At 41.0% G+C, this 25,031-nt stretch carries 21 protein-coding genes; 16 read left to right on the top strand and 5 right to left on the bottom strand.

What is annotated here, in order from left to right:
• Positions 1-25: 25 nt before the first annotated feature.
• Positions 26-217 (top strand): hypothetical protein, encoded by a 192-nt coding sequence (locus tag WKR92_RS00475; protein WP_375556065.1) that lies wholly within the window; start codon positions 26-28, stop codon positions 215-217.
• Between the two features lie 334 nt (positions 218-551).
• Here WKR92_RS00475 and WKR92_RS00470 read toward each other — a convergent pair whose 3' ends face one another.
• On the bottom strand, positions 552-767 hold the full coding sequence (locus WKR92_RS00470) for a hypothetical protein (protein WP_375556064.1): 216 nt from the start codon (positions 765-767) through the stop codon (positions 552-554).
• Here WKR92_RS00470 and WKR92_RS00465 point away from each other — a divergent pair.
• From WKR92_RS00465 to WKR92_RS00455, 3 genes are all read left to right on the top strand, one after another.
• The gene (locus WKR92_RS00465; RefSeq protein WP_375556060.1) at positions 766-4,365 is read left to right on the top strand and encodes a GH92 family glycosyl hydrolase; all 3,600 of its coding nucleotides are present in this window, start codon (positions 766-768) and stop codon (positions 4,363-4,365) included. The two genes, WKR92_RS00470 and WKR92_RS00465, sit on opposite strands and share 2 nt — an antisense overlap.
• Positions 4,366-4,523: 158 nt before the next feature.
• Complete coding sequence (locus WKR92_RS00460; protein ID WP_375555875.1) at positions 4,524-7,586, top strand: SusC/RagA family TonB-linked outer membrane protein; 3,063 nt, start codon at positions 4,524-4,526, stop codon at positions 7,584-7,586.
• Positions 7,587-7,605: 19 nt separating this feature from the next.
• Positions 7,606-9,177, top strand: a complete 1,572-nt coding sequence (locus tag WKR92_RS00455; protein ID WP_375555874.1) for a RagB/SusD family nutrient uptake outer membrane protein — start codon at positions 7,606-7,608, stop codon at positions 9,175-9,177.
• A 264-nt stretch (positions 9,178-9,441) separates the two neighbouring features.
• Here WKR92_RS00455 and WKR92_RS00450 read toward each other — a convergent pair whose 3' ends face one another.
• The 3 genes from WKR92_RS00450 to WKR92_RS00440 form a co-directional block, all read right to left on the bottom strand.
• Positions 9,442-10,293, bottom strand: a complete 852-nt coding sequence (locus WKR92_RS00450; RefSeq protein WP_375555873.1) for a hypothetical protein — start codon at positions 10,291-10,293, stop codon at positions 9,442-9,444.
• Positions 10,294-11,115, bottom strand: a complete 822-nt coding sequence (locus WKR92_RS00445) for a HipA family kinase (protein ID WP_375555872.1) — start codon at positions 11,113-11,115, stop codon at positions 10,294-10,296.
• A 118-nt stretch (positions 11,116-11,233) separates the two neighbouring features.
• On the bottom strand, positions 11,234-11,413 hold the full coding sequence (locus WKR92_RS00440; RefSeq protein WP_375555871.1) for a hypothetical protein: 180 nt from the start codon (positions 11,411-11,413) through the stop codon (positions 11,234-11,236).
• A 114-nt stretch (positions 11,414-11,527) separates the two neighbouring features.
• On the opposite strand from WKR92_RS00440, the gene WKR92_RS00435 reads away from it, so the two are divergent.
• The 4 genes from WKR92_RS00435 (at position 11,528) to WKR92_RS00420 (ending at position 14,328) form a co-directional block, all read left to right on the top strand.
• Positions 11,528-11,659 (top strand): hypothetical protein, encoded by a 132-nt coding sequence (locus WKR92_RS00435; RefSeq protein WP_375555870.1) that lies wholly within the window; start codon positions 11,528-11,530, stop codon positions 11,657-11,659.
• Positions 11,660-12,131: 472 nt separating this feature from the next.
• Positions 12,132-12,425: a type II toxin-antitoxin system HigB family toxin gene (locus tag WKR92_RS00430; protein ID WP_375555869.1), complete on the top strand. Its 294-nt coding sequence runs from the start codon at positions 12,132-12,134 to the stop codon at positions 12,423-12,425.
• Positions 12,426-12,430: 5 nt separating this feature from the next.
• Positions 12,431-12,787 carry a helix-turn-helix domain-containing protein gene (locus tag WKR92_RS00425; protein ID WP_375555868.1) on the top strand — a complete coding sequence of 119 codons (357 nt, stop codon included), beginning with the start codon at positions 12,431-12,433 and terminating at the stop codon, positions 12,785-12,787.
• Between the two features lie 188 nt (positions 12,788-12,975).
• Entirely contained in the window at positions 12,976-14,328 is a 1,353-nt protein-coding gene (locus tag WKR92_RS00420; protein WP_375555867.1) for an ATP-binding protein, read from the top strand.
• 2 nt (positions 14,329-14,330) lie between these two features.
• On the opposite strand, the gene WKR92_RS00415 is transcribed toward WKR92_RS00420, so the two are convergent.
• Complete coding sequence (locus WKR92_RS00415) at positions 14,331-15,011, bottom strand: LytR/AlgR family response regulator transcription factor (protein WP_375555866.1); 681 nt, start codon at positions 15,009-15,011, stop codon at positions 14,331-14,333.
• A gap of 224 nt (positions 15,012-15,235) precedes the next feature.
• On the opposite strand from WKR92_RS00415, the gene WKR92_RS00410 reads away from it, so the two are divergent.
• Genes WKR92_RS00410 through WKR92_RS00375 form a run of 8 tightly spaced genes read left to right on the top strand, consistent with a single transcriptional unit; the run spans position 15,236 to position 25,027 of the window.
• On the top strand, positions 15,236-16,033 hold the full coding sequence (locus tag WKR92_RS00410) for a polysaccharide biosynthesis/export family protein (RefSeq protein ID WP_375555865.1): 798 nt from the start codon (positions 15,236-15,238) through the stop codon (positions 16,031-16,033).
• A 20-nt stretch (positions 16,034-16,053) separates the two neighbouring features.
• Complete coding sequence (locus tag WKR92_RS00405; protein WP_375555864.1) at positions 16,054-18,420, top strand: GumC family protein; 2,367 nt, start codon at positions 16,054-16,056, stop codon at positions 18,418-18,420.
• 54 nt (positions 18,421-18,474) lie between these two features.
• Entirely contained in the window at positions 18,475-19,788 is a 1,314-nt protein-coding gene (locus tag WKR92_RS00400) for a nucleotide sugar dehydrogenase (protein WP_375555863.1), read from the top strand.
• Positions 19,789-19,791: 3 nt separating this feature from the next.
• Positions 19,792-20,991, top strand: coding sequence for an L-2-hydroxyglutarate dehydrogenase (gene lhgD / locus WKR92_RS00395; RefSeq protein WP_375555862.1), 1,200 nt, complete (start codon positions 19,792-19,794; stop codon positions 20,989-20,991).
• 23 nt (positions 20,992-21,014) lie between these two features.
• Positions 21,015-22,148 carry a DegT/DnrJ/EryC1/StrS family aminotransferase gene (locus WKR92_RS00390; RefSeq protein ID WP_375555861.1) on the top strand — a complete coding sequence of 378 codons (1,134 nt, stop codon included), beginning with the start codon at positions 21,015-21,017 and terminating at the stop codon, positions 22,146-22,148.
• A 4-nt stretch (positions 22,149-22,152) separates the two neighbouring features.
• Positions 22,153-22,731 carry an acyltransferase gene (locus WKR92_RS00385; RefSeq protein ID WP_375555860.1) on the top strand — a complete coding sequence of 193 codons (579 nt, stop codon included), beginning with the start codon at positions 22,153-22,155 and terminating at the stop codon, positions 22,729-22,731.
• Positions 22,731-23,747: a Gfo/Idh/MocA family protein gene (locus WKR92_RS00380; RefSeq protein ID WP_375555859.1), complete on the top strand. Its 1,017-nt coding sequence runs from the start codon at positions 22,731-22,733 to the stop codon at positions 23,745-23,747. The genes WKR92_RS00385 and WKR92_RS00380 overlap by 1 nt, the downstream gene beginning before the upstream one ends.
• A gap of 2 nt (positions 23,748-23,749) precedes the next feature.
• On the top strand, positions 23,750-25,027 hold the full coding sequence (locus tag WKR92_RS00375) for a lipopolysaccharide biosynthesis protein (protein ID WP_375555858.1): 1,278 nt from the start codon (positions 23,750-23,752) through the stop codon (positions 25,025-25,027).
• Positions 25,028-25,031: the final 4 nt, after the last annotated feature.

The raw sequence follows: 25,031 nt of genomic DNA, 5'->3' as shown, positions 1-25,031 counted from the left end.
GATATGACCTTATATCCTGCGTCCTATGAAGACTTTCTGGGACACGACTTTGGTTATGAAGACCGTTATTTCCATATTGGGAAATCAGATTCCAAAAGCGAATTTCCCTTTGTTCTGCCCGGTCCTAAGAACTCTTGGGGTGGAACCGGTCGCACGGCCGGCATCCGATCTCACTTTATCACCCTTGCTTTTGAGCTGGAAGGCGCGCGGGAAGTGAATCGCGCACCCAAGACAAAAGAAAACAGATGGCGACTAAAACTTGATCTCCTCGGTGTCGATAAGACGAATGGCGCTGATGTCAAGGTCTTAGTCAATGGCGAATCTTTTAAATTCCCCTTTGAACCGTCGGCCGAAGCCCGCAAAGCCGGTCAAAACAACGCAGAAGAATCCAATCCGCTGCCGCCTTTTACGGACGACCAGAAAGAAATCGTCATCGTCGGTTATCAGGACCTCTTCAAAGAAGGTTACAACGAAATTGTCATCACCTCGCTTGATGGCGGATGGATCGCATTCGATCAGGTCAAGCTAGAGGGGCCGCAACAGGTAAATCTTCAAAAGCCTGCCGACGCCATGATCCGCAATGTCGAGCCGGCCGCTTTTGAAACGAACGAGACAACTGCAAACTCACAAAGCGGAGCCAACTCACAGCCCCTGTTGATCGACGTCCTTGACGCTGAAGAGGGCGCGCAAATCAGCGTACGCCTAGACGGCCAAGAAATCCTAAAGCAAACACTCGAAGCCGGTCGCGCTATCCTTGAAGCACCCATGCCAACGGTGAGCAGCAAAACCGAAAGCAAGTACCAAATCCTAATTAACGGTAAAGAGTATACCAGCGGGACCATAACCCGCAACGCACAGAAAGCCGCTAGCCCGGCCGACTATGTCAATACGCTGATCGGCAGCGCCCACTCGCGTTGGATGATCGCTCCCGGTCCTTGGATGCCATTCAGTATGGTCAAACTCAGCCCGGATAATCAGAACGGCGGTTGGCAGGCCGGTTATGACCCTACTTTTGAGTCTATCGGAACCTTCAGTCATATCCATGAATGGACGATGGCCGGCTTAGGAACCTTCCCTGTAAGGGGCGAGCTGATTACCTTCGTTGGCGATCAGAGCGGCAAAAAAGGGGGCTATCGCTCGGAAATCGACAAATCGACCGAAGAGGCGCCCCTAGGTTATTACAAAGCTGACCTGAAACGCTATGACATTCAAGCGGAACTCACTTCGCTCAATCGCAGCAGCTTTCAGCGTTATACCTACCATGAAGGTGATACCGGTCGCGTCATGATTGACCTCAAAATACCTGCCGAATATGGCTATGACCTCAAAAACGTCAAAATCACTAAGGTAAGCGATACCCGCATTGAAGGCATCAGCGAACAGTTCTCGGCGCATGTCTGGTCGGGCGATGTCAACCAAGATTATATCGTCCATTTCGTGATGGAATTCGATCAGCCCATCGTCAACTACGGTTCTTGGCTCAACGGCAAAGTAAGTCGCCAACAAAACCTTCAAGCTGACAGTGCCGAAAATGCCGGCATGTATGTCGAGTTCGACCTCAATAAAGCGCGTACCGTTCAAGTACGCACCGGCATCTCCTATGTTAGTTTGGAAAACGCAGCGCTCAACCTCCGCACGGAAATCAGCGATCCACATGGTTGGTCATTTGATGCCGTTATGGCTGAAAATCGTGCAACATGGAACGATCTGCTCAATCGCGTTCAGATCAGCAGCAACAATTACCTACAGAAAGAAAAATTCTACACCAATATGTATCGCGCCTTAGCCAGTCGCAATACCTTTAGCGATGTAGACGGTCGTTGGCGTTCGGCAGACGAGCAGATCCGTCAATTTGCCAATCCGGCAGACGATTATGCCTTGGGTTGCGATGCCTTTTGGAATACCTTCTGGAACCTCAATCAGTTCTGGAACCTCGTAACACCCGAATGGAGCAGTCGCTGGGTACGTTCGCAACTCGCTATGTACGATGCCAATGGCTGGCTTGCCAAAGGGCCTGCCGGCATGGAGTATGTGCCCGTTATGGTAGCCGAACATGAGATACCATTAATCGTCGGAGCCTACCAAATGGGCATACGCGATTATGATATTGAAAAAGCTTATGAAGCCGTTAAAAAAATGCAGACCACACCAGCCACCCACGTCGCCGGTGGTTTTGCAGGCAACCGTGATCTGGAAACCTACCTCAAGCATCAGTATGTACCTTACAATGAAGGTCGTTATTCCAATAGCATGGAGTATAGCTTCGACGATTGGACGGTAGGGCAGTTCGCCAAAGCACTCGGTAAAACCGAAGATTATCAATATTTTAACGATCGCGGACAGTGGTGGAGAAATGCCATCGATCCTGAAATAGGCTATGCCCGGATGAAAGACTCCGAAGGCAATTGGCAAGCCGATTTCGATCCGTTCAAGTCGGGCGCCAACAAGCACTATGTGGAAGGAAACGCCTGGCAGCTTACCTTCTTCGTGCCGCAAGATGTTGATGGCCTGGCCGACCTGATCGGTCGCGACACCTTTATCAATCGCCTTAGCTGGGGTTTTGAAGAAAGCAACAAATGGCGTTACAATGGGCCAAACGATCAGTACTGGGACTACCCCGTTGTACAAGGCAACCAACAGTCCATGCACTTCGCCTATCTGTTCAACTGGGTAGGGAAGCCTTGGCTTACCCAGAAGTGGAGCCGTTCTATTGGCGAACGCTACTATGGCTCAGGAGTTTCCAATGCCTATTTGGGCGATGAAGACCAAGGCCAAATGAGCGCCTGGTACCTGATGAATGCTATCGGCCTCTTCCAAATGAACGGCGGAACCAGTGTTGAGCCCGTATATGAAATCGGAAGTCCGCTCTTCGAAAAAGTGACCATTGATCTTGGCGAACGTTATGGTCGCGGCCAATCGTTCACCATCGAAGCCAAAAATACCAGCAAAACCAATGTGTATGTACAGAGCGCCATTTTGAATGGCAAGCCTTTAAACGATTTTAAATTTCCAGCATCCGAACTCCTAGCCGGAGGAAGCTTGGTTCTTGAAATGGGACCAGAGCCGAATAAGAACTGGGGACTAGGAGACGCTGCGGCTAAACAAGCTGCAGGTGCCGGTACAGCAGCCGGAGCTACCCTTAGCGAAGCCGATCTCAAAGCTAAAATCAAATCCGATCAGCGCCTGTCGACCGTCAAAGAAAAAGCGATCGACCTCGTCAAGAGCGGTTTTACAGCAGGCGATGGCTATGGCGAGGTATGGATCCGCGACTATAATACCTTCATCACCGTGGCTACCCAAGTTCACGATCCCGAAGTCACTAAAGAAAACCTGCGAGTTTTCTTTCGCTTGCAAGGGGAGGATGGGAATATCGTCGATGGCTTTATCCCTATAGCAAAAGCAAAAGCATCGAAAGTGGGTTATAAGTATATTTACACAGACTTGGAACCCAACTATGCCGGTCATAAAAATACCGTTGAAACCGATCAAGAGTCATCGTTAATCCAAGCCGTCTATCAATACGTAGAAGCCAGTGGCGATCGCGACTTCCTGAACGAAGAGATTGCTGGCGTCAGTGTTCAAAAACGCATGAGCATGGCAATGGATTTCCTGATGGAACACCGTTATAACAAAAAATACGGCCTACTCTGGGGGGCAACCACAGCCGACTGGGGCGATGTGCAGCCCGAGCATCCCTGGGGAGTGGAACTCGACGAAAATTCCCATCTGGCTATTGACATCTACGACAATGCCATGTTCTTGGTGGCGATCGATAATTATCTGGAACTAGAACCATCAGATGCACGCAAATGGCAAAAAACCAGAAAGAAGATCGCCAAGAACACCATGAAGCACCTATGGGACAAGGAGAAACAGAAATTCATTCCCCATATCTATCTAGATGGATCACCCTTCCCCGAATCCTTTAATGAGAATGAAGTTTACTACCACGGAGGAACCACCATCGCTATCAAAGCAAATCTACTTACCAAAGAGCAAGCAAAAGCTTCATTCGATAAAATGATCCAAAACGTTCAAGAGTCCGGCGCCCCGTCGGTCGGCTTAACCCTTTACCCAACCTATCCTGCGGGCAGCTTCCAGAACAAAGTCATGTCGCCTTACAACTATCAGAATGGGGGCGACTGGACCTGGTTCGGTGGGCGTACCATCAAGGAGATGATTAAAAATGGATTCTATCAGCAAGCATACGAACAAATTCAGCCCATGCTAGCTCGCGTCATCGAGAATGATGGATTCTATGAATACTACACCAAGGACAATAAACCCAGCGGTTCTGGTTCCTTTAGAGGATCCGCTGGCGTCTTGTATGATGCCATTGTCATGTTGGAGGATTGGGCACGTTAAAATTCAAAGAACCTTATTGAATAATGTCCTTTAAAATTTCGCTAAATCATTATAGCAAACCTTTGCATACCCGAATCAGAATACCTAATTTTACCGAATATCCACCTAAATAAAAAAAACCCAATTAAATTATGTTAAACTTCAACACAAGCAATCGAATGAAAAGGAAGCTGTACTTAGTGCTGCTCTCCTTGTTGGCTGTTTTTTACAGTCAAGATGCGTTTTCACAGCAAAACGTAAGTGGTGTCGTTAAAGACGCCAGTAGTGGTGAAACCCTACCCGGAATCACCATTGAAGTCAAGAACGGCGACGCCGCTACCCAGACCGATGAAAACGGTGCTTATATCATCCAGGCCAATGTAGGTCAGGTGATCGTAGCCCGCTCCATTGGCTACACCACCCAAGAGAAAGAAGTTACCGCCACAGGAACGGTCAACTTTGACCTGGAAATCGACCAAGAGTCGCTAGAAGAAGTGGTAGTCGTAGGTTACGGTACCATGCGGAAGTCGGACGTTACCGGTTCCATTTCCATTGCCAAAGGCGAAGACATGATCAAGGCGCAGAACTTCAGCCCCTTAGACAACCTTCGCGGTAAAGCTGCCGGTGTAAACATCTACTCCAACTCCAGTCAGCCAGGCGCTTACGCCAACCGCGTAGTTATCCGTGGTACGGCGACCATCAACTCCTCGTCCAATCCGCTTTACGTGGTAGACGGAGTGGTAATGGAAGATTTTCACCTCTTAAACCCGAACAACATTGAGCGTATCGAGGTATTAAAAGACGCCTCATCCGCAGCTATTTACGGTGCTCGCGGTGCCAACGGTGTGATCTTGGTAACTACCAAAAGAGGAACCAAAGATGGAAGCAAAAACGTAAGCTACCAAGGTTCTGTCAGCACCAGTTCTCCACAAAGCTTTATGGAAGTATTGGATGCTAACGAATGGATCACAGCCTTTATGACCGGTCTGGAAAATGAAAACAGATGGCATGGCAAAGACTGGTCGCTCGACAAAACCGACTGGTTCAATGATCCCAACTACTTTGATGAGCAGGGGAACCCATTGTACAATACCAATTGGCAAGAAGAAGCTACCCGCAATGCCATCTCTCAAAACCACCAGCTGAGCATTCAGCAAGGTGACCAGGAGTCGTCGGTAGGTGCTTTCTTAAACTACACCGACCAGCAGGGTATCGTTAACAATACCTATAACAAGCGTGTTAACGGAAAGCTGGCTTATGATTCCAAACCAAAAGATTGGCTATCTACGGCAGTTAACCTAACAGTTAACCATACCTGGGGACGCTATACACCAGAAGACGGTGGTGGTCAGGATGCCCGTCGTACCATGATTGAAATGATCCCTTGGTATCCTATCTATGAGCCAGACGGCAGTTACACCTCTTCAGCCTCATCTACCGTATCACAGGTATTAGGTTTCGAAGGGATGTCCAACCCCGTAGCCATTTTAGATAAGCAAAAAAGAATGCGCTACAACACCCAAATCTTTGGTAATGCGGCTCTGACCTTCCATTTAGCTGAAGGATTAGACCTCAAAACCCAGTTTGGTGTCGACAAGCATGAGCGCGATTACAAAGGCTATTCGTCGATCATCCTGAACAACCTATCCATGCCAAACGGCTGGGCAGCTATCCAAAATTCAGAAACCTTCTACTGGCAAGAAGAAACCTACCTGACCTATAACAAGGAAATCGATAAACACCGGATCAATGCCATGGCCGGACTTTCTTGGCAGGAGCGTACCTATAACTTCAGCGGTTCCTTTACTGAAGGCTTTACGAACGACTTCTTCGAGTGGTATAATATGGGCGTAGGAAGCACACCATCCTCACCGTCATCTAATTACGACCGCTGGGCGATGAACTCTTACTTCTTAAGAGCCGCTTATACCTATAATAATAAGTACTCCGCTACGGTTACCGGTCGTTATGACGGTTCATCCAAATTCGGGTCGAACAATAAATATGCATTCTTCCCATCCGTAGGTCTTGCTTGGAATGTTTCCAACGAAGACTTCATGGCAGACAACGACGCTATCAGCAATCTGAAACTCCATACCAGTTACGGTATGACTGGTAACTCAGAGATCAGCCCGTATCGTTCCCTGGCCAATGTAAGCTCTGGAACCCTGTTGATGGACGGCTCGCGCGTACCATACTCTTATATCAGCAGTATGCCGAATGATGACCTTCAGTGGGAAAAAACCAATACCTATGATGTGGGTGTTGAATTAGGTTTATTCCAAAACCGCTTGAATTTTGATGTTTCCTACTACAACCGGACCACGACGGATCTCCTTTTAGATGCGCCGCTACCGAACGCAACCGGATTTTCATCTGTTATGCGTAACATCGGTTCCGTACGTAATCAAGGATTTGACATCATGTTAACCGCTACACCGGTACAAACCATGGACTTCAACTGGAATGCCACCCTGAACATGAACTACAACAAAAACGAAGTTCTTAAGCTTGGTGCTAACAACGAAGACCTTTTGCTTAACGGCTGGGTTGGTGGACCAAACAGTATCATCCGTGTAGGGGAGAACCTCAATAGCTTCTACGGTTACAAACGCGATGGCGTTTACACCATCGAAGACTTCGAAGCAGGTGAAATAGACGAAAACCAAATCGGTCGTCCGAAGCGTAGCTCTACCCAAGAGATCCTTGGAAAAGGTACACCAGACTGGTCAGGAAGTTTCATCAACAACTTCACCTACAAAGATTTCGACTTGCTAGTTGACCTCCAGTTTGTTTACGGCGTTGAGACCATGCAACAGTTCTATCACTCTACGTACGACCGCTTCGGTATTACCAACGGGTTGAAAGAAATTTTGTATGGCGCTTATGATGGCACCAACCCGAATACCAATCAGCAAGCCGTTGTTTTAACCAACAGTGGCCACGCAGGTCAGGATACCAATGTCGATTCTTCATGGATTGTTGACGGTTCCTTCCTTCGTGTCAATGTGATCCAATTGGGCTACACCTTCCCGTCGGGTCTGTTAGAGCGCATGGGTTTCTCAGCATTCCGCGTTTACGCCAGTGCCAACAACCCATTCTTATTCCACTCCAAAGACTTCAATGGATATGACCCAGAAGGTACCTCATTGGGCGACAGCAACAAGTTCGGACAGAACATGATTTTCTTCGCCTATCCAAGAGCCAAAACCTTCTCGCTCGGTGTTAACCTAAGCTTATAATTAAAAAGGAGACAACATTATGAAAAAGAAACATATCATATATGCATGCCTGTTTGCAGGCTTATTAAGCACCACAGCATGCCAGGACTTTTTGGAAGAAAACCCCAAGTCCGCTGTAACCTCTGCGGCCTATTATGAGACCGCAGCACAGGCACAGGAGAACGTCAACTCCATGTACCGTATGGGCGCGCCCGTGCGTTACGGAAGTACTCCTTCAGCCTACCATGGCCCAACGGCCGGTACCAATACCTTCCTTACCGGATACTTTTCAAACTCTTACGAAGGGCAGGAGCTAGCCACCATGTACGCGCGGCTCTTAACCCGTCAGCAGAACATCCGTACGGTATCGAACTATGTAAACAGCAGCTGGAACGATTCCTACCGCGTTATCAATATTGCTAATGGTGCTATCAAGCACATACCCAATATCGAGATGGATGAAAACACCAAATCCAAGTTGATTGCCGAAGCCAAGTTCTTCCGCGCATTCAACTACTTCTATTTGGTGAAAACTTTCGGTAACATCCCGATGCCTGTAGAACCTTACGAGACCTTAGAAAACCTCGAAATGGAGCAGTCTACGCCAGCCGCAGTCTACGCCCTGATTGAAGAAGATCTCAATGCAGCAGTCGACGTACTACCTGCAAGCATGTTCACCAGCAACGGTTACCGCATTACCAAGTACGTTGCCGCCATGACCTTGGCCAATGTGTACTTGCAGCAGAGCAAATTTGCCGAAGCAGCCACCGCCGCACGGATTGTCACCAATTCACCGCACAAACTTGCTGAAAATGACAACCTGGAAATGGGAAGCGCATTCAACAAATTGCGTACAACGGACAACCTCGCTGAGACCATCTATTCCTATGAATTTGATGGAACCATCAGCTCAAGCGGCGCATGGCCTACCTATGCCTTCAGCTCAGCCGCTACCGCCATCTTTGGAACTTATTCCATTTTTGAGCGTGTATACGGTCCTACTAACCGCTTCCTGAACGTCTATGAAGATGACGACCTGCGTATCCAGCCCAACCAGTTCTTCCACTGGGAATACACCAATCCTAATAATGGTGAAGAGTGGTCTTCTGATGTAGCCGGTATCTGGTATTTCTATGACGAAGACGCCGTTCTGAACACCGGTAGAGGAACCAAAGACTGGAACATCTATCGCTATGCAGAGGCACTATTGATCGCCGCCGAAGCCATCGCCGAATCCGAAGGCGTAACTCCCGAAGCTGCCGGCTACCTGGCCGAGATCAAAGCCAGAGCCGATATGCATGGCAAGACCGTAGCGCAATACACCGTAGAACTACTCTTACTCTCCAAACAAGACTTTGTAGAAGAAGTATGGACCGAGCGCTTGCGTGAGCTACCGTTAGAGTTCAAGATGTGGGACGACTGCGTGCGTACCGGTATGTTCCCTGTTATTTCAGAATCAGTAGAAGGGCAGGTGACTTATACGCCGCTTATTGGTGCACAGAATGGTGCCGGAGCCGTATTCAAAGATTCAGATCTATTATGGCCTATTTCTATTGACGAGTTACAGAGAAATCCAAAGCTTGATCAAAATCCAGGTTATCCGAGGGAATAATATCATCACGGAAAACCTATAAAGGCTTAACTTTCGGATTAGCCTGATAAAATAAAACCCAGTTGAGTTCGTCTTAACTGGGTTTTTTAAATGCCTATAAATTTAATATCGTATTTAATTCAATAATCCTTTTTCGCACGCGTCTTGCTAATGATATTGCTAGTTGAATGCTTCTGCTTAGGGCACAATCCGAAGGTGCTTAAAAACGATCATTGAATTATCAAATGGAAGACGGGACCGTACTAATTAATTTTAATTACAATTTTATTGTTCTTGAACAAAATATGGTTTAACGTCATTTTTAACCATATATTCTTCGACAAGTCCTACTTCATCAACATCTATAAACTCTAAGAATTCGGCATCACGAATTTGTTCCCAGAGCCCATGGTTCCTTTTATTTTCTACTATTGGTTCACGACCGATTACGTAGTATTGGCCTCTTTTTTGTTCTTTTAATTCAATAGCTTTTGTAAGCGACACAAAACGTGCTATGTCATTTTCTAGATTGTAATGTTTTTTTTCGAAATCAAGAGTTTGCCCAGTTACTGTTACTCCGTTTATTCCGATGAAATTAACTTCAAGGGGAGTAAAAAGATTTTCAAAATGACTAGAATCAAGTGGTTGATCTAGATTCACCCGCGTATCGATTTTTGGATACAGTCGCCTTTTAACCTTTTTTAATACACTCTCTCGTTTTTCAGTTAAAGGCTCTTCGCCGCGATTAAAAATGTACTTCTCAAAAAGCTTGTTAAAATTTGAATGGTTAAGCTCAATATCGATGACTTTTGCCTCTGAAAACTGAATCAGATTATTTGAGTATTTAGATAAGTAGCTGATATAACCCTCTGATATCCAATTTCTCTTTGATGATAAGTTATTGAACAAATGCTCATTTGAAATCGAATCATTATTTATACTTCTGCTAATGTTTTTGAAATAAGCTTTGACCAGCTGATAGCCATTAGGATTTATGATACCTTTGATAGCCAACAACTTTTCTGAAGAAAAATCAAAGACATGTTGTTCCCCATTAGACATCAAAAGCCCCATACTGACTCTTTCATTCAGAGATGCATTGAGGGTAACGTATAATATGGAGTATATAGTTTTCATTTAATTCTCGATAAAAATTTTTATTAACTCTCTAAATTGTTGTTCACAATTTTTAAGCCATTCTTTACTAAAAACTTGATTGTCGATTCTCTCTCTTATTTCATTGGTATTAATTTCCCAAGAAGGAGGGACGAGGTCTAATATTTCATCTAAGCTATTTCTGCATTTATCACTACAAAGATAAAAATTTTCAATTATGTTATCTACTGTTCGAATTAGCTCTTTCCTGTCTTTAAATAACACTTTTGCTATTTCAGTCTTAATGAGAGATTCATCTTCCGTCAATTCCGCTATTCCATAATCTAAAAAAGTGCTGTTAAATATTTGAACGTGGTCTATTGCATAAAAGAAAGTGTATTTTTCTGGCGATGTATGTAACAGTAAGTTATAGTTGTTATGGTGTCTATCCTCATTTGCTAACCATAAGTCAAAAAGTGCGATTTTTAAGAAGTCCTCCTTCTGATGCAAATGTCTTCGAGTTGCAGCATCGTAAAACATGGGAATAATAGTTTCATCAATCTCTTTTGAATTGTTTAAATACAGCGATCCAAAACATACTTTGTCAAAGAGATGAGTAGGTATCTTCGGGAATCGATCAGGTGGAACATGCTCTTTCTTTACATTGATAAAAGCTATTTCGGGCGTGTTAATTCCCCAAGTTGCTGCGAATTTACTCGCTAATACCTCGTTGAATAAGTTAAGCGCTGTTCGATCATACTTGCAAACCCAATCTTGAAAGTCATTGCAAGTAACCAATAAAGGTCTGCTACCTTTTGTATGGAATGCCTTATGGGCTATTTCAATCGTTTCAAGTTCTTTCATTAGCTATCGGCCATAAGATACGAATTTTTCCAATTGCGAATGCAGCGCGTTCGCAATTGGAAAAATTCGCTAAAACCTTCGAAACAATTCATTACAGATGATCGTTATCAAATTTTGCCTACGAATAAAGTTCCTTTCTAAAATTTTCAAGAGATATTTTGGTTGCTTTATCCGATTTTACCTCTTTTATTGCTTTTTCAGTTTCCTTGTTATAACGAGGTTCCGTAGGCTCAATAGAAGGCAGTGCTTTTAGATGCTTATCAGCAGCCGTTTTATTAACTAAAGTATCTCGTCCCATAAATCATCAATATTCTTTATTTTAATGCCTTAATTCATTGTTTCTTTCTCGAAGTAAATGATCTAATATACGAAATTTTGTAAATTTGGGTAAGCGTAACAATTTATATTTAAGATGAAAACAACATTACAAGTAGATATTACCTTTGAACAATTGCTGTCCATATTGAAGCATCTGCCTTTGAAGACGATAGATACAGAGGTGGAGAGCGTAAGACAAGAAGTCTATGAAGGTCACTCTAGATAAAACTTCTTTTTCTACTGATCGTTCCAGTGCTTTGACACCGCTTTAGCTCTCGTTTTCCTTCCGTTCGTAGATGGCAATTTAAAATATAGCTCACATACCGATGAAATATAGCTCAATTATGTAGGAAAATGAGCTGTATTTGTAGTTTAGTTGAGCTATAAATACAAATATGATCTCTCAAACCGATAAAATTATTAGCTATATCAAAGATAACCCTTCCAGTTCATCGAAGGATATTTATGACGACCTAAATTTAGAAATAGCAAGCAACTATAACTTCTGTCCTACCAACCATTCTACGTATTCTGGAAGCGATGTGCCCATATAATAGGGTAGGTTAAGTAAAAGATAAGGTTTTTTATTAGGTGTTACCGTTTTAAGGCTAATATCAAAAGAGAATGGTTTTGAAGACTATGTGCATTTCCCATTTTGGGAATTTATAAGTATATTTGTATTATAAAATGAATTTGATTTGAGAGTAATCGCGAAAAAGACGCTCCGTGATTTTTGGGAAGCACATCCTGATTGCGAACAGCAATTGAAAGCCTGGCACCAAGATGCCGACAAGGCAAAGTGGAAAAATCTTAATGAACTGAAAGAGAGCTATCCAAGTGCAAGCGTCCTAAAGAACAATCGAGTTTGTTTTAACATAAAAGGAAACAGTTACCGACTGATAGTCCGGATAAATTTTGACTATCAGGTGATTTGGATAAGATTTATCGGCACACATTCCGAATATGATAAAATTGACGCAAACAAAATTTAGAAACCATGAAGTTGAAACCAATAAAAACAGAAGATGATTACATCAGGGCTATCGCAAGGCTTGAAAAGATATTTGATGCTAAAAAGGACAGCAAAGAAGGAGATGAACTGGAAATACTTGCCATCCTAATTGAAAAATACGAATCTGAGAATTTCCCCATTGGTCTGCCTGACCCTATCGAAGCGATCAAATTTCGCATGGAACAACTAGGCTACAATCAGAATGATCTTGCCGAAATAATAGGGTTAAAAAGTAGAGCAAGTGAAATACTAAACCGCAAAAGAAAGCTCTCCCTCGAAATGATAAGAAAACTCAGTGCGAAGCTGCACATCGCTTCCGATGTTTTGATACAAGCCTATTAACATTTTATCTTTCGATGCGTTCTCTTAACTCTTAAAGCTAAGCGTATAGTGGTAGCCTAATAATTTGCCCTGACTTTATTACAAAAAAAGCGTAAAACTGCCCTGACTTTGTTACATAAAACTACTATATTTGGGTTGACTTTGTGCAATGTTAAGCATTAAGTGGCTAATAGTAAGAGTGTTAAGAAATGAGTATAATTCGAAGAAACATCGTAGACGATCTTATCAAATGGAAGAGTAGGAAAAACAGGAAGCCTCTTATTCTCAGAGGCGCTCGTCAGGTTGGAAAGACAACGGTGGTCAAAGAGTTGGGTAAGACGTATAAACAGGCAATTTTTCTCAACCTTGAAAACCCTGCCGACAAAGAGTTTTTCGATGGTTTTACCGATATGAAAACCTTAGTAGATTCACTTTTTATTTCAAGGAATATCACATCGGATATTCACGATGTATTAGTATTTATCGATGAAATACAAGAGTCGCCTCAAGCGATACAGATGTTGAGATACTTTTATGAGGATATACCTGAATTGCACGTAATCGCAGCAGGCTCACTATTAGAATTCGCTTTTAGTGACGTTAAGAGCTTCCCGGTAGGTCGGGTTGAATATATGTATTTGTATCCCTTGAATTTTTTGGAGTTTTTAGAAGGAATAGATCACCGCCGTGCAATAGACGAAATGCACATCGTTCCAGTCCAGGAGTATGCTCATCAAACACTCCTTACTTTGTTTAATACGTATGCTATAATCGGAGGGATGCCCGAAATAGTTAAACAATACGTTGAAGATAAGCAAATCAATACACTCGGAAATATATATGCCAGTATATGGGACACCTATAAAAGGGATGTTGAAAAATACGCTAAGGGCGATGTCGAAAAGAATATTATTCGTCATATTATGAATACAGCTCCGTTTCTTATCGAGGAACGCATAAAATATCAAAACTTCGGGAATTCAAATTATCGTTCAAGAGAAGTAAGCGAAGCCATGCGTAGCTTGATGGATGCAAGAATCTTGAAAATTATTTACCCCACCACCAGCACAGAGTTTCCCATCATTCCTGATATCAGGAAAGCCCCTAAATTACAAATCCTTGATACCGGAATCGTGAACTATACACTTAAGGTTCAAGCTTCCATGTTGAGTATGGAAAATTTAAGTGAAGCTTATAAAGGCAAAATCATCCCTCACATCATCTTTCAAGAATTAATTTCTACTCAAACGATCCATGACGAGTCACCTCATTTTTGGGTTAGAGAAAAACGACAAGGGCAAGCAGAGGTTGATATCTTACTACAAGTTCATCAACATTTAATTCCTGTAGAAATAAAGTCAGGAAGCACCGGTAGTCTAAGATCTTTACATCAATATATCGATCAGACACAGCAAAAATATGCAGTACGGGTTTATGGAGGGAAGTTTATCATTGAGAACACAAAAACACCCAAAGGGACGGCTTATACGCTGATGAACGTACCATACTATTTGGGGACCAAGCTTTATGAATATATAGAGTGGTTTTTAGAAAATCATTAATCTCAATAATTCTTACTAACCGGAATCACCTCCCCAGACTTCAAGATCAAGTGCGAGTGGAGAATCTTATCAATATGACGCTCATTCACCACAAAAGACTTATGAACCCGTTTAAACCAATCATGGTTCAGCACCTTTAAGTGCGTACGCTTTAAGTTACTGCGCAGCGTAAACTTACGCTCCACCGTATAGATATGCGTATAGTTACCATCCGCTTCCGCGTACAGAATATCGGCAAAGTTCACAATGTTCTTCGTACCCCCCTCGTTGATGATCGTAGAGCGCCGCGCCTTTTCACCCTTAATGCGACCGATTGCCATCTCCAGCGCCACAAAGATATCCCCCACATCAAAAGGCTTAATCACATAACCATAAGCATTCGTAGCCCGCGCCTTCTGCACAATACCCGCATCCTTATGCGAAGAAATATAAATATGCGGAATATCCCGTTTATCAAGCTCTTGCGCCAGGTTCAAGCCTTCATCCACACCCTTTAGAGAAATATCCACCAAGAAAATATCCGCTTTATTAGAGTCCAAACTATCCAATGCATCCTCATAAGAAGTAGACACCTTCACCACCGCATGCCCTAGGTTCGTGACAATATCTTCCAGGTCCATAGCAATGATCACCTCGTCCTCTACAATATGTATAGTAAGTTTGTTCTCAGTAAGCTTGTTCACAATCAGATTTAGTATTGTTATTTTTTTTAGAACGAAACAAATGTATGATTAATTACAATCAAAGCCTTAAAAATAATACAAAACGCCCATAATTGTGTACGTACGGTATAAGTCGGGACAATACCGACTTTGGTATGATGATTGCTTTTACCGACGAAAAAAACATTTTTTACAATACTTAACATTGAAAGTCTATCTTTGCAAAAAGTTAACTCATAGAACATATGAAATCTAACAACCTACTTTACCTCTCGGTAGTCGGCTTCCTATTGCTGTTCAGCAGTTGCGCCGAACAAAGAAACCTTGTCTATTTTGATGATATCCAACAGAGTGACGCCTACACACAGGCCATCACCAATGCCCATGAACCCAAGATCCAAGTAGGCGATATCATGAGTATTACTGTAAGTACTTTAGATCCTACGTCTAATGCACTTTTTAATACAGGAGCCGTTATCCAAGGACAGAATACACAGTTAAGTTCATCTAATGCAGCAGGTAGTACAAACTTAGGCAAAGAAGGATATTTAGTAGGCAATGATGGTAACATCAATTTTCCAGTAGTTGGTAAAATCCAATTAAAAGGATTAACCCTTACCGAGGCGCATGAAAAAATGCGCGATGAAATAAGCAAATACGTTAAAGACCCTATTGTAAACGTACGTTATCTAAACTTTAAGGTAACCGTAATTGGAGAGGTGACAAGACCTACTACCTTTACCGTTGCCAACGAACAGATTAATGTATTAGAAGCCTTGGGTAGAGCAGGGGACATGACTCCTTTTGGCATGCGTGAGAATGTATTGGTGATTCGTGAGACAGACGGTAAACGCCAAATGGCGCGTTTAAATTTAAACAGCAGTTCGGTGTTTCAATCACCCTACTTTTATTTGCAACAGAATGATATTGTATATGTGGAGCCTTCCGAAATGAAGGGTAAACAAGCAAACCGTAATCCAAATTCGGTTCCAATTATTATGGGTGTTTTGTCCATCATTACGATAATAGCAACTCGATTATAAACTAACATTTTCTAAAAAGAATGACTCAAGAAGATATTCAACAACAAGAAGGACATAATCAAGTAGACGTCAAAGCCCTTCTTTTTAATTATATACGTCATTGGCATTGGTTTGCTATTAGTATAGCACTATGTCTATTCTTAGCCTTTTTATATTTACGATACGCCACGCCTGAATATAATGTGACCTCCACAGTTTTAATCAAAGACGATAAAAAAGGTGGTGGCTCTTTAGATCCCGCCGCAGCCTTCCAGGATTTGGATATTTTTAAGTCTAATCAAAATATCAATAATGAAATTGAAGTTTTAAAAGGTAAAACCTTGATGTATCGTGTTCTCAAGGAGCTGAATTTGGAAACAACTTTTTATACAGAGGGGAATATTAAAACGTCCGAAATATATGGGCAATCTCTACCTATTAAAATTACACTATCGTCTCTCGACTCAATTGCCCTAGGCGAGCGAATAAAAATTCAAATTAAAGATAAAAACAACTATACCTTGACCGACGAGGATGGCTCGCAAGACTATGCCTTTGGTAAGCAGGTTAAAAAATCATATGCTACTTTCACGTTAACTGCATCAGGTGAGATTAAAGTTGGCAAAACCATCTGGATCCAGTTTAATGACCTAATGAAGATGGCCAATTTCTATAATCAAGAAATTGCTATCGCTCCTGTGAATAAAGACGCTTCAGTATTAACAATATCATTAGTGGATGCTGTACCTGAAAAGGCTGAAGATATTATTAATAAATTGGTAGAAGTTTATAATAGTGAAGCAATCGAAGACAAAAATCAGATTGCGCAAAATACAGTTAGGTTTATTGATGAACGGTTAAGCTTTTTGGTATCGGAACTGGAAGATGTTGAAAAAGATGTAGAAGAGTATAAGCGGGAAAACCAAATTACGGATGTTGGCTCAGAGGCGCAAGTTTATATGGAGGAAGCCTCGGAATATGGAAGGCAACTTGCGGATTATCAAACACAAATATCGGTATTGGAAAGCATGGAGAACTATATGCAAAATACTTCAGGCGATGAATTGGTGCCGAGTTCAATGGGTATTCAAGACCCAACTTTGGTTGGGTTAACGTCAAAATACAATGAGCTTCAATTAGAACGCCAGAAACTTCTTCGTACCGTTCAGCCCGCAAACCCTTTAGTGCAGAGCCTAGATCAACAGTTAGCTAATTTGAGGACTAATATCCAAGAAAATTTAGGTAATATTAAAAGATCACTGACGATAACCCGAAACAACTTGCAAGCAAAAACCGGTGGTTTCCAATCACGTATTTCTCAGATACCTTCTGCGGAACGTAATTTATTAGAAATCCAACGTGAGCAAGGGATTAAACAAGCCTTATATGGTTATCTACTTCAAAAACGAGAAGAGTCTGCTATTTCACTGGCCTCTGCAGTGTCCAATACGAGGGTCATTGATCCTGCATTGACTAACGATGTGCCGGTAAGTCCTAAAAAATTGCTTATTGCATTGTTTTCTCTAATCGTCGGTTTTGGATTGCCAATTGCTACTTTATATATTAAAGATCTGCTGGACGACAAAGTTGGAAATATACGCGATATAGAAAAAGTCACTGATGTCCCAGTCTTGGGTGAGTTGGTTCATCATGATGAAGCGGAAGCTTTGGTGGTAAAAAAAGGTAGTCGTACCGCTATTTCAGAACTTTTTAGATTAATTAGGACGAACCTGCAATTCGCGGCTCCTGGTAAGCAGGCGAAGGTCTTAATGGTTACTTCATCAATGTCTGGAGAGGGAAAAACATTCTTTTCAATAAACATAGGTGCCAGTTTAGCACTATCAGGTAAAAAGGTTGTAATGCTAGAGTTCGATATAAGAAAGCCGAAACTTATGAAAGATATTGGTTTATCAGCAGCCAAAGGTAAAGGCTTTACTTCTTTCTTAGTTAATGACGATATGGTCTTAGCAGACATTGTTCAACCTACTAATATGGTGGATAACTTATGGGTAATTCCTTCAGGCCCAATACCTCCCAATCCTGCTGAATTACTATTAAGCCCAAAGATTGAAAAGCTCTTTTCTGAGTTACGTCAACATTTTGATGTGATCATTGTGGATACATCTCCAATAGGACAAGTAGCTGATGCGTTCTCGTTGGCTCCTTTTGCAGATGTTACTGCATATATGGTAAGGTACAATTATACATTCAAGCAACAATTACACATTGTTAATGACATTCGGCAAAACAAAAAAATGCCGAATTTGATGGTTGTTATGAATGATGCTAAGAAAGAAAACTCGTACGGTTATGGCTACGGCTATGGTTATGGATATGGATATGGATATGGAGAAGACCTTCAAAAGAGTTCGTGGAAAGATAAGATTAAAAGATATTTATCAAGATAATATATAGTTAACATTGGAGATTTACTTTTGTAATACAATAAAATCATTAATAAAATGGGTAAAAATAGTAATGGAACAATAGAAAATGCTAAAATAGCAGTGATCGGCTTAGGTTATGTTGGCCTCCCATTAGCGATCGAATTTGGGAAGAAATATGATGTTCTAGGTTTTGATATTAATCAATCAAGAGTAGAAGAGTTGAGTCGAGGAAAAGATAGAACTCAGGAAGCGAATTTAGAGGACCTTAAAACTGTGATAGATAGCAAAAATGGCAAAAGCAAGACTGGGTTGTCTTTTTCAGCAAACAAAGATGATCTAAAGAATTATAATACTTTTATTGTAACGGTTCCAACTCCCATTGACCAGTTTAAGGCACCTGATTTAACCCCTTTGATCAAAGCTTCTGAAATGTTAGGATCTATTCTTAAATCGGGTGATGTTGTTATTTATGAATCTACTGTTTATCCAGGATGTACAGAAGAAGACTGTGTCCCAGTTTTAGAAAAATCGTCAGGTCTTAAATTTAATAAGGATTTCTTCGCGGGCTATTCACCAGAGCGTATCAACCCGGGCGATAAGATTAATACATTAACGAAGATAAAAAAAGTGACTTCTGGATCTAACCCGGAAATCGCGAATCGCGTTGATGACCTCTATCGGTCTATAATTACAGCAGGAACACATAAGGCACCAAATATTAAGGTTGCAGAAGCTTCAAAAGCCATTGAAAATGCCCAGCGCGATGTGAATATCTCCTTTGTTAACGAGCTGTCTTTAATTTTCGACAGAGTTGGCATCGATACAAACGACGTAATAGAAGCCGCAGGTACCAAATGGAATTTCCTGAAGTATCAGCCAGGTTTAGTAGGTGGCCACTGTATTGGTGTTGACCCATATTATTTGGCACATAAAGCACAAGCTCTAGGTTATCACCCACAAGTCATTCTGTCTGGTCGACGCGTTAATGACAACATGGGGCCTTTTGTCGCTGATAAGGTAGTAAAATTGATGATCCAAAAGGATCATAAGATTAAAGGCTCTCGGGCTTTAATCATGGGTATCACCTTTAAAGAAAATTGCCCAGATGTTCGTAATACTCGTGTAGTCGATATTTATCATGAGTTGATTTCCTTTGGACTCGACGTTGATATTTACGATCCATGGGCAGATGCAGGTGAAGTCAAACATGAATATGGTGTTGATATTATTAATAAGTTAGATGAAAACACTGTTTATGATGCAGTTGTAGTAGCTGTTGCGCATAACGAATTTTTAGAATTTGATTATCAGAAAATCAAACGTAATAACGGAGTAATATTCGATACAAAAGCGTGTTTAGACCGTTCGTTAGTTGACGGTAGATTATAAAAAATGAACTCTAATGCTTTATATGAGATCATTGTAATTGGAGCTGGTCTCGTTGGTCTTTCAACGGCATACCATACCAAGTTAAAATACCCCGATAAATCCATATTGATTCTAGAGAAAGAATCCAAGGTGTCTGCTCACCAATCGGGTCATAACAGCGGTGTGATACATAGTGGAATTTACTATAAACCTGGGAGTTTAAAAGCGCAAAATTGTATTTCTGGCTATCGGTCACTTATTGAATTCTCAGATGAACATAAAGTGCCTTACGATATTTGCGGAAAAGTTATCGTCGCTACGTCAAATGAAGAACTGCCTGCTCTAAACAATATCTACGAAAGAGGTATTCAGAATGGCTTGTCTGATATCAAAAAGATCACTCGTGAGGAAATTAACGAATTCGAACCTCATGTTGCTGGTATAGCGGGTATTCATGTTCCTCAAACCGGGGTCATTGATTATCCTTATATGGCACAAAAGCTCCGGGAGGTTTTAACTGAAAAATTGGGTGCAGAGGTACGATTTAACGAGGAAGTCATCAAGATCGATAAAGACGGGCAAGCATATAAGGTTGAGAGTTCAAAACAAGTCTATTCAACTAGGAAAATTATTTCTTGTGCTGGCTTGCAATCAGATCGCGTAGCCAACTTAACTGAGACGGAAAATGATCTAAGAATAATTCCATTTCGTGGTGAATATTATAAATTGCGACCAGAAAAAGAATATCTAATCAAGAATTTAGTATATCCAGTACCCGATCCTAAGTTTCCGTTTTTAGGTGTCCATTTCACCAGAATGATTCAAGGAGGAGTAGAAGCAGGACCGAACGCGGTCTTGGCATTCAAGCGAGAAGGGTATAAGTTTAAGGACTTTAATTTAAAAGATTCACTAGATACATTTACTTGGCCTGGATTTTGGACGATTGTTGCTAAATTCGGCAGGATAGGCATGGGTGAAATATATCGTTCTCTTTCCAAGACTGCATTTACAAAAGCACTTCAAAAGCTACTGCCAGAGATTACTGAAGATGATCTGATTCCGGGTGGTGCAGGTGTTAGAGCTCAGGCTTGTGATAGAAATGGCAATTTAATTGATGATTTTAATATTTTAGAATCGGAGAATATTATCCACGTTAGGAACGCGCCGTCGCCAGCTGCGACCTCGTGTCTTGCAATCGGAAAAACAATCAGTGAGAAAATTTAATAAATTTAATTTACACATTAATAATGAATGAACCGATACAAATGGTTGACTTGAAAAGTCAATATTTGAAAATAAAACCCGAGATTGATCAAGCGCTACTAAGCGCAGTAGAAGGAGTGGCTTACATCAATGGCCCACAAGTCAAAAGTTTTGCAAAGAGTCTTCAAGAGTATAACAAAGTAACTCGTGCGGTGACATGTGGTAATGGAACTGATGCGTTGCAGATTGCTATGATGGGTTTAGGTTTCAAACCAGGGGATGAAGTTATCGTTCCTGCTTTTACTTACATTGCCACAGTAGAAGTAATAGCTTTGCTTAATCTTGTTCCTAAGTTTATTGATGTAAAAGAAGATACATTTGAATTGGATTATGATCAGTTAGAAAGTATTATTACTGAAAAGACCGTTGGTATCGTACCCGTGCATCTTTTTGGTCAGTGCTCGAATATGGAGACGATTAATGCGATCGCCAAAAAACATAATCTTGCAGTTATCGAAGATACAGCACAAGCTATGGGTGCTGAGTACATTTTTAAAGACGGTACTAAAGCGTTTGCGGGTACTGTGGGTGATGTTGGTACAACATCATTCTTTCCATCTAAAAATTTAGGTTGTTTTGGTGATGGTGGTGCACTTCTAACACAGAACGCCGAACTAGGAGAGACACTTCAGATCATAGCTAATCATGGTCAACGTCAAAAATATCGTCACGAAACGATCGGTGTAAATTCCCGATTAGATACAACGCAAGCAGCGGTTTTAGAAGTGAAGTTAAAATACCTTAACGACTACAGTGCAGCCCGTCAAAAAGTAGCTAGAAAATATGACGAAGCATTCGCTAATATCGATGGCTTCATCACACCGAAGAAAGCGGAATATTCTACACATGTTTATAACCAATACACTTGCCGTATAAAAAATGGAAAAAGAAATGAATTAAAAATCTATTTACAAGATAAGGGTATTCCTTCCATGGTTTATTACCCAATTCCTGTGCATCTACAGGAAGCTTATCGTGTCTATGGATATAACGCCGGAGATTTTCCAATTGCCGAACGTTTATGCGAAGAAGTGCTTTCTTTCCCGATTCACACGGAGATGAAAGATGAAGTACAAGACTATATTATTGAAAACATCGTTAACTTTTTTAAATATTAATTCTATGGCAGAAAATTATTTTGTACATGAAACTGCAGTAGTTGATGAAGGTGCAGAAATTGGGGAAGATGTTAAGATATGGCATTTCTCGCATATCATGCCAAATTGCAAGATAGGTGAAAAATGTAATATAGGTCAAAATGTTGTCGTTTCACCCGGTGTTGTGCTTGGTAAGAATGTCAAAATACAAAACAATGTATCGATTTACGAAGGTGTGACATGCGACGATGATGTGTTTTTAGGACCGTCTATGGTCTTCACGAATGTAACGAATCCTCGAAGTGCTGTTAATCGTCGAGGACAATATGCGAAAACACGTGTAGGCAAGGGAGCGTCCATTGGTGCAAACGCTACGATTGTTTGCGGTCATGACATTGGTGCGTATGCATTTATTGGTGCAGGAGCAGTTGTAACAAAGACAATCCCGGCATATGCACTTGTTGTAGGTAATCCTGCAAAGCAGTTAGGATGGGTAAGTGAGTACGGACATCGGCTGACTTTTAACGAAAAGGGAGTCGGTGTTTGTCCAGAAACTGCACAAGAATATAGATTAGATAATAATAATGTAAATAGAATAAAATAATGAATGCGGAAAACAATAAAGTAAAGTTTGCAATAATAGGTTGCGGCCATATCGGTAAGCGACACGCAGAAATGGTCGCTCGTAATGAGGAAGCAGAATTAGTAGCACTAGTTGATGTTAAGCCGAAATCTGAGTTAGGCATAGACCACTTTAATGTACCACTATTTTCCTCGATCGACGAGCTTCTTGAATCAGGTATCGATATTGATGTTATCAATATCGCCAGCCCCAATGGTTTTCATGCAGAGCAAGCTATGAAAGCCTTAGATGCAAAAAAACACATCGTTGTTGAAAAGCCGATGGCATTAACAAAGAATGATGCCGAAATGGTAATATTCAAAGCGCTTCATGTTCATAGACAGGTTTTTGCAGTCATGCAAAATCGCTATTCACCGCCATCAGAGTGGGTTAAAGAGTTAATCAGTAGTGGGAAACTTGGCAATATATATATGGTGCAACTAAACTGCTATTGGAATCGTGACGAACGCTATTATAAACCTGAAAGTTGGCATGGTAAGAAAGATCTAGATGGAGGAACATTATTCACTCAATTTTCTCACTTTATTGATATAATGTATTGGCTTTTTGGTGACATCACCAATATCAAGGCAAAGTTCGCGGATCATAATCACAAAGATCTAACCGACTTTGAAGATAGCGGTTTCATCAGCTTTGATTTCGTTAATGGTGGTATGGGATCATTGAATTATTCTACATCAGTTTGGAATCAAAATTTGGAGAGCTCCATGACTATAATCGCTGAAAACGGATCTGTGAAAATTGGAGGGCAATATATGGACAAAGTTGAAGTTTGCGATATAAAGAATTATGAAATGCCTGAGTTGGCACCCACAAACCCAGGGAATGATTATGGTGCGTATAAAGGATCCGCTGCAAATCACCATTATGTAATTGAGAATGTTGTGGATGTCTTACATGGACGTGGGCCGATTACAACTAATGCGCTTGAAGGCATGAAGGTGGTTGAGATTATAGAGAGAATATATAACCAATAATAATGTCGTTAAAAGGACGCTTTAAAGGGATATTTAAGTCCGATTTTAATAAAAATTTTCTTGTCTTAATATCAGGCAGTATTATTTCACAAGGTATTCCATTACTTGGTAGCATAGTTTTAGTTAGATTTTATTCTCCGGAGGATTTTGGGGTTTTAGCAATCTTCAATGCTTTTTGTCTTATATTAACGTCAATAATAAACTTAAGATACGAATTCGCTATCCCAATTCCCAAACGACATAAAGATGCTATTAACATCTCTTTTTTTGCTTTTTTATCTTCTGTCTCAATAACCATTTTACTTTTAATCCTTTTTGTTATTTTCAAAGATAAAATTCTTGTTATTTTAAATGCAGAGGCACTTGGGAAGTGGTTCATTTTTATTCCATTAGTGGCTCTCGTATCTGGTATATATAATATTTTAACTAACTTTTCTATTCGTTTAAAAAAATTTAAAACTATAGCTCAATCCAATGTTGTAAGATCTCTTTCAAATACCATTTCGCAAATATTTTTCGGAATTCTTGGTTTAACAAAAGGAGGGTTACTTTACGGACTGTTTGTGTCAAATATCTTTGGAAACATAAGACTGCTTAGAGAGTTCTTTAATTACCGATATTTGTTCAAGCAAATATCTATAAAACGGATGGTCTTTAACGCCAAAAAATACAAGGATTTTCCGATTATATCTACGTGGGGAATATTGCTTAATTCGATAGGTGTTAGTATGAACAATTTCTTTATTTCTGGTATGTATGGAGTTGGTCAGCTTGGGTATTATTCTTATAGTTATCGATATTTAAATGTTCCATTGTCTCTAATAAGTAATAACGTTAGTCAGCTATTCTTTCAACTATGTACAGAATGTGCCAAAGAAAATCGAAGTGCACGGAACGAGTTTTTGACAACTTTCAAGAAGTTATTATATATATCATTGCCATTTTTCTTTGTAATGTTTTTTTTTGTAGAGGACTTATTCGCGTTTTTGTTTGGTGAGGAATGGAGAATTGCAGGAAGTATTGCTAGAGCAATGTTACCATTGTTTTTTTTTCGGAGTATATTTGTTCCACTGAGTACAATTACTTTGGCATTTGAAAAGCAAAAGTTGATGTTTCTGTTGCAATTCGTAATATTTGTAGTAAATAGTATGTGTTTTATTATAGCGCATCATTTTTCAATGTCTTTGGATGCATTTTTACAACTATATGTGGTTACAACTAGTGTAACCTACGGTGCTTTTACCTACGTGTTATACCTAGTAGCTTTAAAAAAAATATAATCTT

It is taken from the genome of Albibacterium profundi (genome assembly GCF_042159835.1).
GTDB lineage: Bacteria > Bacteroidota > Bacteroidia > Sphingobacteriales > Sphingobacteriaceae > Albibacterium > Albibacterium profundi.
This window is presented reverse-complemented; position numbering and strand designations above follow the sequence as displayed.